At 33.6% G+C, this 11,636-nt stretch carries 11 protein-coding genes; all 11 read left to right on the top strand.

The window, feature by feature from the left end; translation table 11 throughout:
- The first annotated feature begins 5 nt into the window (after nt 1-5).
- The 11 genes from LNP23_RS01525 to LNP23_RS01475 all read left to right on the top strand — a co-directional run bounded on the left by LNP23_RS01525 (nt 6) and on the right by LNP23_RS01475 (nt 11,604).
- Nucleotides 6-680, top strand: coding sequence for an acylneuraminate cytidylyltransferase family protein (locus tag LNP23_RS01525; RefSeq protein WP_230003272.1), 675 nt, complete (start codon nt 6-8; stop codon nt 678-680).
- Nucleotides 670-1,776, top strand: a complete 1,107-nt coding sequence (locus LNP23_RS01520) for an acyltransferase family protein (RefSeq protein ID WP_053004191.1) — start codon at nt 670-672, stop codon at nt 1,774-1,776. Before LNP23_RS01525 ends, LNP23_RS01520 begins: the two co-directional genes overlap by 11 nt.
- A 4-nt stretch (nt 1,777-1,780) precedes the next feature.
- Nucleotides 1,781-2,824 (top strand): N-acetylneuraminate synthase, encoded by a 1,044-nt coding sequence (neuB, locus tag LNP23_RS01515; RefSeq protein WP_047774472.1) that lies wholly within the window; start codon nt 1,781-1,783, stop codon nt 2,822-2,824.
- Nucleotides 2,825-2,831: 7 nt separating this feature from the next.
- Complete coding sequence (locus LNP23_RS01510) at nt 2,832-3,623, top strand: glycosyltransferase family 2 protein (protein WP_230003268.1); 792 nt, start codon at nt 2,832-2,834, stop codon at nt 3,621-3,623.
- Entirely contained in the window at nt 3,623-4,744 is a 1,122-nt protein-coding gene (gene neuC / locus LNP23_RS01505; RefSeq protein ID WP_230003266.1) for a UDP-N-acetylglucosamine 2-epimerase, read from the top strand. The genes LNP23_RS01510 and neuC overlap by 1 nt, the downstream gene beginning before the upstream one ends.
- 163 nt (nt 4,745-4,907) lie before the next feature.
- Nucleotides 4,908-5,549, top strand: a complete 642-nt coding sequence (locus LNP23_RS22870; RefSeq protein ID WP_305070195.1) for a CatB-related O-acetyltransferase — start codon at nt 4,908-4,910, stop codon at nt 5,547-5,549.
- A gap of 53 nt (nt 5,550-5,602) precedes the next feature.
- Nucleotides 5,603-7,036: an MBOAT family O-acyltransferase gene (locus LNP23_RS01495; RefSeq protein WP_230003264.1), complete on the top strand. Its 1,434-nt coding sequence runs from the start codon at nt 5,603-5,605 to the stop codon at nt 7,034-7,036.
- On the top strand, nt 7,036-7,920 hold the full coding sequence (locus LNP23_RS01490) for a hypothetical protein (protein ID WP_230003262.1): 885 nt from the start codon (nt 7,036-7,038) through the stop codon (nt 7,918-7,920). The genes LNP23_RS01495 and LNP23_RS01490 overlap by 1 nt, the downstream gene beginning before the upstream one ends.
- A 44-nt stretch (nt 7,921-7,964) precedes the next feature.
- Nucleotides 7,965-9,344: a UDP-glycosyltransferase gene (locus LNP23_RS01485; RefSeq protein WP_230003261.1), complete on the top strand. Its 1,380-nt coding sequence runs from the start codon at nt 7,965-7,967 to the stop codon at nt 9,342-9,344.
- 1 nt (nt 9,345) lies between these two features.
- Nucleotides 9,346-10,500, top strand: a complete 1,155-nt coding sequence (locus LNP23_RS01480; protein ID WP_230003260.1) for a glycosyltransferase family 4 protein — start codon at nt 9,346-9,348, stop codon at nt 10,498-10,500.
- Nucleotides 10,501-11,604, top strand: coding sequence for a glycosyltransferase family 4 protein (locus LNP23_RS01475; RefSeq protein WP_230003258.1), 1,104 nt, complete (start codon nt 10,501-10,503; stop codon nt 11,602-11,604). It begins immediately after the preceding gene.
- Nucleotides 11,605-11,636 lie beyond the last annotated feature (32 nt).

Here is an 11,636-nt window from a genome sequence, read left to right as displayed (position 1 = left end):
AAATTATGAAAACTATAGCTATTATTCCCGCTCGGGGAGGTTCAAAGAGAATTCCGGATAAAAACATTCAGATTTTTGGAACATTGCCATTAGTAGTACATTCTATTTTATATGCCCAGCAAAACGGTAGCATAATTGATGAAATTTATGTTTCGACTGATAATGCCGAAATAAAAAAAATAGCCCTACAGTTTGGAGCAAAGGTAATTGATCGTCCTGCCGCAATTTCAGGTGATTTAGAGCCCACTGTTTCAGCATTAAAACATGTTTTGGAATCTATTGACAGTAATGACGTTGAAAACGTAATTTTACTGCAAGCCACTAATCCGTTGCGACCGGAGAATTTGTTAGCAGAAACTTTCGAAGCCTATCAAAAAGAAAACGTTGACAGTCTATTTACAGTGACCAGAAATCATCAGAAATTTGGAAAAATCATTAATAAAAAGTTTACTCCTTTTAATTATACAATTGGCCAGCGAAGTCAGGATTTAGAGCCTCTTTTCTTCGAAAATGGATTGTTATACATCACAAAAGCATCCTTAATTTTGAATGATATTATTATTTCAGAAAATGCATTTCCGTTCGAAGTAAATCATATTTTTGCACAAGTTGATATTGATACCGAAAACGATTTTAAATACGCACAATTTATACAAGCATTAAATCAAAATGAAGGATAAGATTTATTTTCCTAATTTAAATGGACTAAGATCTATAGCAGCTTTTATGGTGATATTTAGTCATTTAGAGTTAAATAAAGGGCTTTTTGGGATATCTAATCATTTTCAGGAAATTAAGCACATTGGAAAATTAGGGGTTTCATTATTTTTTGTTTTAAGCGGGTTTTTAATTACTTTTCTTCTACTTATGGAAAAGGGAAAATATGCAACAGTTGCATATAAAAAGTTTTACACCAGAAGAATATTGCGAATTTGGCCTTTGTACTTTGTTATTGTGATTCTTTCCTTAGGGGTACTTCCTTTTTTTGATTTATTTCAAATTCCGGGAATGCGAATAGATCTGAAGAATTCTTTTGAATATTTGATCGTCATTCTTTTATTCGTTTTCTTTCTGCCAAATTTGCTGATTCAGATTAAAATAATTCCGTTTGCAGCGCAGACTTGGTCAATTGGAACTGAAGAACAATTTTATCTTATTTGGCCGTGGATAATAAACAATGTTAGAAGATTAAGTCTGTTATTTATATTCTTAATTTTTGGTTATAATGCCCTTTTGTATCTAATTGATATGACGTTTTTGCAAAGTGTTCCGTATTCCAATTTAATAATAGGTTTTATCTATAGCTTTCAACTGGATGCCCTTACAATTGGAGCCATGTTAGCCTATCTAATGTATAGCAAACATCCGGTTATTAGATTTTTTACCTATACACCTTTATTTATAATTGTGAGTATTTCTACAATAGTACTGATTACATTAAATTTCGAAAACCATTATGTAAGTAGATGTTTATATCCACTTCTTTTTGGCATGTTAATATTGTGTCTCGTTTATAACCCTCAATTAAAAAAAATACTGGAAAACAGAATTTTAAATTATTTGGGAAAAATATCATATGGCTTATATATGTATCATCAAATAGTAATTGTTTTGGTATTAAATATTTTATTTAAATTGGATATTGTAGAGGATTGGCTTATCTATATTTTGTCTATAATTTTGACAATTATTATTTCAGGTATTTCTTATCGCTATATAGAAACTCCTTTTTTAAATAAGAAAAAAGCATTGTCTGTTTTTAATAATGAAAAATAAAAATATGAATCCATACATAGAAATTGCCGGTAGAAAAATCGGAGCGGATTTTCCACCTTTAGTTATTGCCGAAATCGGAATTAATCACGAAGGATCTCTTGAGGTTGCTAAAGAAATGGTTGATGCAGCATATAGAGCAGGAGTTGAGGTTGTAAAACACCAGACGCATATTGTTGCAGACGAAATGAGTGGTGCTGCCAAAAAAGTAATTCCTGGTAATGCAGATGTTTCTATTTATGAAATCATGGAGCGTTGTTCCTTAAATGAAGAGGAGGAACTGGAACTTAAAAATTACGTTGAAAGTAAAGGTATGATCTTTATTTCAACACCTTTTTCACGAGCAGCAGCAGAAAGATTAAAGAAATTTGATATACCGGCTTATAAAATTGGTTCAGGAGAATGTAACAATTATCCACTACTGGAACATATTGCTTCTTTTGGGAAACCGGTTATTTTGAGCACAGGTATGAATACGATTGAAAGTATTCAAAAAGCGGTGGCTATTTTTGATAAACATGCCATTCCCGTTGCTCTGTTGCATACGACTAACCTATATCCAACACCAATTCATTTGGTTCGTTATGGAGCCATGACCGAATTGCATGAGGCATTTCCTGATAAAGTTTTCGGATTGAGTGATCATACCTTAAATAATAATGCCTGTTTGGGAGCTGTTGCTCTTGGAGCCAGTATTTTAGAACGCCATTTTACAGATCATATGCAACGCACAGGTCCGGATATTGTTTGCAGTATGGATGAAAAAGCTTGTGGTGAATTAATTGTTTCGAGTGCCGAAATTGCTTTAATGCGCGGGGGAACAAAAAAACCGGCACTAGAGGAGCAGGTAACTATAGATTTTGCTTTTGCAACAGTTTGCGCGATTGCACCAATTAAAAAAGGAGAAAAATTATCAAAAGAGAATATCTGGGTAAAACGTCCCGGTACAGGAAAAATTCTGGCAGAACATTTTAATGATCTAATTGGAAAAGTGGCAACAAGAGATATAGAAAACGATGAGCAGTTAGATTTTTCTGATTTTCAACACTAAAAAAGCTATGATATCTATTGTTATTAGAAATAAAAATGAGGCAAAAGCTCTTGAGAATATTCTGTCTATTATTACAGATGTATATTCCGGAGACTATAAAGAAATTATAATTGTAGATAATTATTCGACAGACAATAGCGTAGAGATAGCCTTAAAATACAATTGCAGGGTGGTAAATATAAAAGACTTTACCTACGGCAGAGCAATAAATGTGGGAATCGAAGCTGCGGCAACCAAATATGTTTTATTGTTAAGTGCCCATGCGATTCCGGTTGGCACGAGTTTCTTTAAAAATACATTAGCTGCTTTAACTGCCAATGAAAATATAGCAGGAATAAGATATATTAATAGTATAGAGAATTATAAGCGAGCAGTAATAAATAATTTTAAAGTACTAGAACCTCTTGATAGTGGTTTAATGGCCGCCTGTGCTTTAATAAATAAAGAAGTGTGGGCGCAGTTTAAGTTTAATGAAGAGCTCGTTGCGATTGAAGATAAAGAATGGTCCGACCGGGTAGTTAAGAACGACTTTCAAATAATAGATTTGAACGAAACTTATTTTTATTTCATAAAAAGGACGGTAAAAGGAAATATTGCGAGATATAAAAACGAAACCATTGCCTCGAATGTATTACGACAAAAAGAGTTTCTCAGTACAACCGTTATTTGGGGTTCGTTTTTAAAGAATATACTATTTGCCAATACCAAAAAATATTTTGAATCAATGAATCGTGAATTCTTGCTTTTGAAAGCCAAAATTGAAATTCAAAAACAGTCCAAAAAGAAAGCTTCGAATTAATGAAAAAAATCCTTTTCCTAACCGGAACCCGAGCCGATTTTGGTAAAATAAAGTCGCTGATTTCAATTCTGGAAGCACAACCGGAATTTGAAGTTTATGTCTTTGTGACCGGAATGCATCTGCAGGAAATTTATGGGTATACCTTAATCGAAATTGAGCGCTGTAATTTTAAGAATGTATTTACTTTCGAAAATCACACGCACGAAACCACAATGGATTTAACTTTGGCCAAAACAATCGAAGGTTTATCCAATTACTGTAAAAAGATCAACCCCGATATGATTGTGGTACATGGTGATCGTGTAGAAACACTTGCAGGAGCTATCGTAGGGTCTTTAAATAATATTTTGGTCGCTCATATTGAAGGTGGAGAAGTCTCAGGAACCGTTGATGAATTAATCCGTCATAGTGTTAGTAAATTAAGTCACATTCATTTTGTGTCGAATAAAGAGGCCAAGAGAAGATTAATTCAAATGGGAGAAATAAAAGAATCTGTTTTTGCTATAGGTTCGCCCGATATTGATATTATGTTCTCTGATACACTACCCGATTTAGAGATCACCAAGAAGTATTATGAAATTCCATTTCAGGAATTCGCCATTGTGATGTTTCACCCCGTAACGACGGAATTTCAATCCATGAAAGAATATGCAGCTACTTTCGTCGATTGTTTACTGGCGGATGATCATAATTATATTGTTATTTTTCCAAATAATGATTTAGGGAGTCAATTCATTTTAGATTCCTATGAAAAGTTAAAACAAAATACAAGATTCAGAATTTTCCCATCTCTTCGTTTTGAATACTTTCTAACCTTGCTAAAAAACAGCCAGTTTATTATAGGAAACAGTAGCGCCGGAATTCGAGAAGCTCCTTATTATGGAATTCCAATCATTAATATCGGAACCCGTCAGCAGAATAGGGCCGTTCATGCCGATATTATCAATACAGATTATGCTTCCGAAAGTATAAAAGAAGCATTATCGGTTATAGATTCTCACGAAGTTCAGGCTTCTACTACTGATTTTGGACAAGGAAATAGCAGCAAATTGTTTTTGGATTCACTAAAGAAAAACGATATTTGGCAGCTGAATCACCAAAAGCAGTTTAAAGATTTTTAATGAGAAACAATAAGGTTTTTAGTTTAGGATACGCGGGGATTGGCTTACGAAATTTTGCGTCTGCCATTTTTTGTGAATTTGGTCTTGAAAATAGCAGTGTTGTTTCATTTTGGAATACGAGTGCCTTTCAATTAAATGAACTATCAAGCTAAGGAAAAGTAAAATGAAACAGTTTTTTCGAAAAATAGCGTGGACAATTCTGGGAAAAGGATATTTTGACTTTTTAAAAGGTCAAAATAAAACCTATTTGGATAAGGCTAAAAATGTTTCTATTGGTTATAAAACCTATCATAATGGAGCATTTGTCTGGCAATGGCATCAAAATTCAGCATTAGAAATTGGAAAATACTGTTCGATAGCCAATGATGTGAATTTTATATTAGATTCTGGGCATCATACGATAAGTGAGGTCACAAGTTATCCGCACTTCAATCATCTTGTCAATAAAGAGTTACCGATCGGTAGCAGTACCCAGTCTGATTTTAAAAGAAATATTAGAACAGAGGAAAGTAAAACCATAGTCGGCAATGATGTGTGGATTGGAATGAATGCCATAATTTTGCCCAATGTAAAAATTGGAGACGGAGTTACAATCTTGGCAGGTACAGTGGTTACAAAAGATGTTCCGGATTACGCAATTGTTGGAGGAATTCCCGGAGCAATTGTAAAAATGAAATATGATCTCGATACCATCGACAAAATGAAAAAAATACAATGGTGGAATTGGAGCCCCGATAAAGTAGAAGAGAACGTAGGAGATTTTTATATTTCGATTCATGATTTCACTACCAAGTGGTTTAAGTAATTCATTGTAACCATAAATAAATAGCATTTGCATTTTAATAATTAATTCAATTTATGTTTTTTAACTCCTTAGCGTTTGCTATTTTTTTACCAATCGTCTTTTTTCTATATTGGTTTGTTTTCAATAAAACCAAAAGCACCCAAAATGCCTTATTGATCGTAGCGAGTTATTACTTCTATTCCTGTTGGGACTGGAGATTCTTGTTTTTACTGGTTTTCTCTACATTTCTGGATTATTATACCGGTATTCAGATCGAAAAAGGAAAGTCTGAAAAAAGCCGAAAATTCTGGTTTTGGCTTAGTATTTTAGTCAATTTAGGATTTCTGGGAATTTTTAAATATTACAACTTTTTTGCAGCTTCTTTCGCAGAATTATTAAGTTCGGCGGGAGTTAAGGCAAGTCCGATTTTATTAGAGGTTATACTTCCGGTAGGAATTTCATTTTACACTTTTCACGGACTATCCTATGTTATTGATATCTATTACAAAAGAATAAAAGCAGAATACAATTTTGTAGATTATTCACTTTTTGTAAGCTATTTTCCTCTTTTGGTGGCAGGACCAATAGAGCGAGCCACACACTTATTGCCACAGGTAAAAGTAAAAAGAGAGTTTAATTTTCAACTGGCAAAAGAAGGTGTTTATCAAATCATTTGGGGTCTGGTAAAAAAAGTAGTTATTGCAGATACCTGTGCAACCTATGCCAATGCTATTTTTGATAATTATACAGGAATGAATTCGTTCTCTCTTATTTTGGGAGCCGTATATTTTGCATTTCAAATTTATGGAGATTTTTCAGGCTATTCGGATATCGCATTGGGGGTTTCAAAATTGTTTGGTTTAGACTTGTTACGAAATTTCAATTATCCTTATTTCTCCAGAGATATTGCCGAGTTCTGGCGTCGCTGGCATATTTCGTTGTCGTCTTGGTTTCGCGATTACTTATACATCCCATTGGGAGGAAGCAAAGGCGGTCTTGGGATGAAAATCAGAAATACATTCATCATTTTTGTGGTCAGTGGATTTTGGCACGGCGCCAATTGGACTTATGTAGTCTGGGGATTTATAAACGCCGTGTATTTCCTGCCTTTACTTTTGTCAAACAGCAACCGCAATAATATGGATGCAATTGAGCTGAAGTTTAATTTCGATTCCGTAAAAGTACTAATGAGTATTCTTTATACATTTTTGCTGACCTGCGTTGCTTGGGTGTTTTTTAGAGCCAGATCTATTACAGATGCTGTTTCTTATTTAAAAAGGATAGTTACAAACAGAGATTTCAGCTTTCAATATTTAGATAACGAACGTTACAGCTACGAATTGTTAGTAATGATTGGTTTGTTTGTTTTGGTTGAATGGAATAACAGAAACAAAATTGAACCGCTTTCAGGAAAAAGAAGCATGCTTAAATTGGCATTAGCCATCGTGGCTATACTAGCTTTCGGAACCTATTCAGATTATAAAGAATTTATATATTTTCAGTTTTAATGAAGAATTTTTTAATTTATACAGTCAAAATTATATTCGTAACAGCTCTTGTAGCGGTTATACTGGACGGATTGTATACCGTTGTTTTTATGCAATCAAAAAACCGTGGTAAGGTCGAAACGGTAGTAAATTCTGAAGCTAAAAAATATGATGTCGTAATCCTAGGCTCTTCTCGTGCCAATAACCATTTTGTGCCACAAATGTTTGAGGATAAAGGATTGAAAACATTTAATTACGGAATGAGCGGGGGGCATCTTTTCGAAGCTTCACTGATGTTAAAGTTAATGATCGAAAGAAAATATGTGATTAAGAATGTAATCTTAGAAGCCGATTTAAATCTTTCCGGAGAGGAGAAATCCGAGGGGATTTCGGCCCTGTTTTTACCCTACATTCACAGTTCTGAGACGATAAAAAAACATTTTGAAAACGAAAAAGATTTCAATGAGTTGTATTACCTGCCTTTTTATCGCTATATAAAGTACGATGGCAAAATTGGATTTAGAGAGGCTTTTTTTACTGCAATTCATAAAAAAACATCTATGTTGGATAATTCAGGATATTACCCTTTGTTCAAAACAAAAAACGGGAATATGAAAAACAATATTGTTAATCTGAATCCACTGCCTCACAATAAATACTACCAAGAGATTAAGGATATCTGCAAAGCCAATGGCATTAATTTTATAGCGGTAATGACACCAATGTGCGAGAATGTTAAAGGAATGAACTATTTCGACAAAGTAAAAAAGGCCTATCCTGAAATTCATAATTATGAAAATGTAGTAGTCGAAGACAAGTATTTCTCATCCTGTGGACACATGAACGATTCCGGAGCAAAGATTTTTACGGCGAGAATTATAAATGATTTTTTTGGTAAAAAGTAACCAGACCAGTTTTAAGAATTATAAGTTAATGATTGAATTTTTGAATGGAGAAGGATAAAATTTTATTGCTCTTTCCCGATGGAGTCGGAATTAGAAATTATCTGTATTCTAATGTCTTTAAAGATATGGAAGAGGATTTAGTATTGTTTCATAATTTTGATCCTGAAACGGTAAAAGCGATTAGAGATAATGTAACAATTGATGACGAAATTACTATTCCAGCTTACAAAGAATCTGCTAAAGAGAAATTTTTAAGAGAATTAATTTGCCTTTCCAGACTCTATTATAATACCCAAAAAGTAAAAAACACTTCCTTATTGACCAATTGGAATTGGAATCAAAAGACATTTTCGAAAAAGGTTTTTTATAAACTAATTGAATCTGTAGCTCCTTTTTTTAAAGAATACTCCAATATTCTCAAATTAGAAGAAAAATACCAAAAAGCAATCCGTCAGAATGTTTTCTACGATGAGGTAAAAAATATATTAAAAGAGGTACAGCCAAAAACTGTTTTTTGCTCGCACCAACGTGCGCTGAAAGTAGCCACTATATTTGCCGCTGCGACCGATCTGGGAATTAAGACAGCAACTGTAATTTATTCCTGGGATAATTTGCCAAAGGCAAGAATGGCGTTAAGAGCAGACAATTATTTGGTATGGTCCGCTTACATGAAAAAAGAATTAGAGCTGTATTATCCTGAAATTCCATCAGAAAAGATTGCTATTACTGGAACTTCTCAATTTGAGTTTTACGAAGAGAAAAAAAACAGTATTGACAAAGAGACTTTTTACAAGAGCTATAATTTAGATCCAAATAAGAAAATCATTTGCTTTTCAGGTGATGACACAAAGACATCTCCCGATGATCCGGCGTACTTGAATGATATTGCCGAAGAATTGATAAAAGCTAATTTACAGGATGAATATCAAATTTTGTTCAGAAGATGTCCGGTCGATTTTTCAGGTAGATATGATGCTGTTGTACATAAATATAAAGATTTGATAAAAGAAGCCGTTCCTTTGTGGTATTTTAATACTACAGACGAATGGAGTACAGTGTATCCATCGGTTGACGATGTGAAGTTGTTGGTCAGCACTGCTTTTTACTCGGATATAGTGGTGAATGTTGGATCGACTATGGCTTTTGATTTTGCCATGTTCAGCAAACCTTGTGTCTTTATTAATTACGATCAGCCAATTAAAAATGTGAAAGATTGGTCGGTAAAAACGATTTATCAATTTCAACATTTCAAGAGTATGCCTAATAAAGATGCCGTAATTTGGCTGAACAATAAAGCGGAAATTGTAGAAAAGCTAACGCTTCAAAAGAGTTGTAGTTCGAAGATGATCGAATGGAAAAAAACAGTACTGGAAGATTATAAAAATGCCTCAATGAGAATAAGGGAAATCATTAAAGCAAATTAAAATGCACATCTGTTTTTTAACAAATGAATATCCAAAAGAAGGATTCCCTCATGGCGGGATAGGTAGTTTTGTAAAGACTCTGGCTGTAGCATTGGTCAAAAGAGGAATTCATGTTTCGGTAATTGGGATTAATTATACTTTAAATGACGAGACCGAAATTGTAGACGGTGTGCATGTCTATCGTTTAAAAAGAAGTACTTTAAAAATGATTTCCTGGTATTTTAATTTTAAAGCAATTAACAAAAAGATAAAAGAAATTCACCAAGATAATCCTATCAATATAGTGGAGTCTTCTGAGTTAGGTCTTGCTTTTATCAGTAAAATAAAGACTATAAAATACATCATACGACTTCACGGAGGTCATCATTTTTTTGCGGAAAGCGAAAATAGAAAAATCAATAAATGGAAAGGATTTCAAGAGAATCGATCGTTTAAAAATAGCGATGCTTTTATTGCCGTTTCTCAATATGTAAAAACGCACACCGAAAAATATTTAAGTTATAACGGGAAAGCTGTTGCCTATATTAAAAACCCGATAAACACAACATTGTTTCAGCCAATGGTAAAAGAAGCTCCTGAATCGAAAATTGTCTTTGTAGGTACGGTTTGCGAGAAGAAGGGAATTCGCCAGTTAATACAAGCTTTTCCATTGGTAAAAAAAGAATATCCTGAGGCAACATTAGAAATATATGGCAGAGATTGGTTTTTTCCTGACGGTAGTTCTTACCTGCAGCTATTGAAAGAAAAAGAGTTGCCGCAATTAGGAGAGCTTGTAAAAGACATTCATTTTCATGGAGCAATTCCATATACAAATATACCAGTAGTGTATTCAGAAGCTACAGTTTGTGTATTCCCGTCTCATATGGAAACACAGGGACTAGTCGCACCGGAGGCGATGGCTATGGGAAAAGCCGTTGTTTTTACCAAATTAGGCCCCGGGCCGGAGACAATAGAAAATTATAAAACAGGCTTGTTATGTGACCCACATAACCCTGCAGATATAGCCCAAAAGATTATTTGGACTTTTGATAACAAGGAAAAATCAATTGTAATGGGTAAAAAGGCCAGAGAAGTTGTACTTGAAAAATATGGTTTAGAGAATATTGTTCTTCAGAATATTGATTTTTATAAGATGGGAATTTTAGGTAACGAATAAATGAAAACAATTTTAATAGCACATAATTATACCGAAAGTTCATTTTCTTTTATGAGTTATTATTTAGCTCGTGATTTAACACGTGCAGGCAATAGTGTTGTATTTATTTCGCACAACCCTTTTTTTAACAAACCCTTCAAAGAAAATATCGGAGAAGGAGAACTTTCCGTTTATTCCTGGCCAACAGTAAACAGACCTGTGAAATTTAAGGATGCGCTTTGGTTCGCTAAACTCTATTGGAGATACAGGCCAACTGTACTAATAAGCCATTTTGTAAATGTTAACATCACTACCATAGTATCTAAAATACTTTCACTGGGTAAGATTAAAACATTTCCCTATTATCATACATTGTCTACTCAGATTCAGCAAGATGTTTCGAGTTCCTCTTTGAAAAGGAATTTCAAAAAATACAGAAAGAAACTGCTTTATAAATGGTTTGCAGATCAGGTTATTTGTCCTTCGGACTTAGCCAAAGAAGATCTGGAATACTATTTTGGCTGCACAAAAGGAGTAAAAGTTGTGAATCCGATGAAAGACAGGTTTAATGGAAAAAGTACTTTAAATTCAGACTCTATTGTAGTGTCTTATTTAGGGCGGCTCGAACCATCAAAAGGAGTTATTGATTTAATTCATGCTTTTTTAGTTTATAAAGAGAAATTTAAGACATCAAAAATTATTTTGAATATTGCGGGCAGCGGTAGTCAGCACAATCAAATTGAGGAATTAATAGGAAACGATGTCAAGATTAATTTTGTTGGGGCCTTAACTTATAATGAAATTGATAAATATCTCAATGAAAGTCATTATACTATTATACCTTCTAAATTTGATAATTTACCAACAGTGGGTTTAGAATCGATGATGAATCAGACTCCTTTGCTAATTTCAAATACCACAGGACTTTCTACAGAACTGGAAGAGGGGATAGATTGCTTTAAATTTAATCCTACTAAAGAAGAAATGGTTTTGCTTTTTGAAAGAGTAGAAAACAGTGCTGAAAATCAATATGAGATGGGGATTAAGGCAAGGAAAACATTTGTAGAAAAATTTGGTGTTGAAACCTATAGCGCAATGATGAAAAAAATAATCGAAAGAAAGTAAGGGAAATCCAATTGCATCCGGAATACTATTTA

Origin of the sequence: Flavobacterium cupriresistens, from assembly GCF_020911925.1 — a bacterium.
Lineage (GTDB): Bacteria > Bacteroidota > Bacteroidia > Flavobacteriales > Flavobacteriaceae > Flavobacterium > Flavobacterium cupriresistens.
This window is presented reverse-complemented; position numbering and strand designations above follow the sequence as displayed.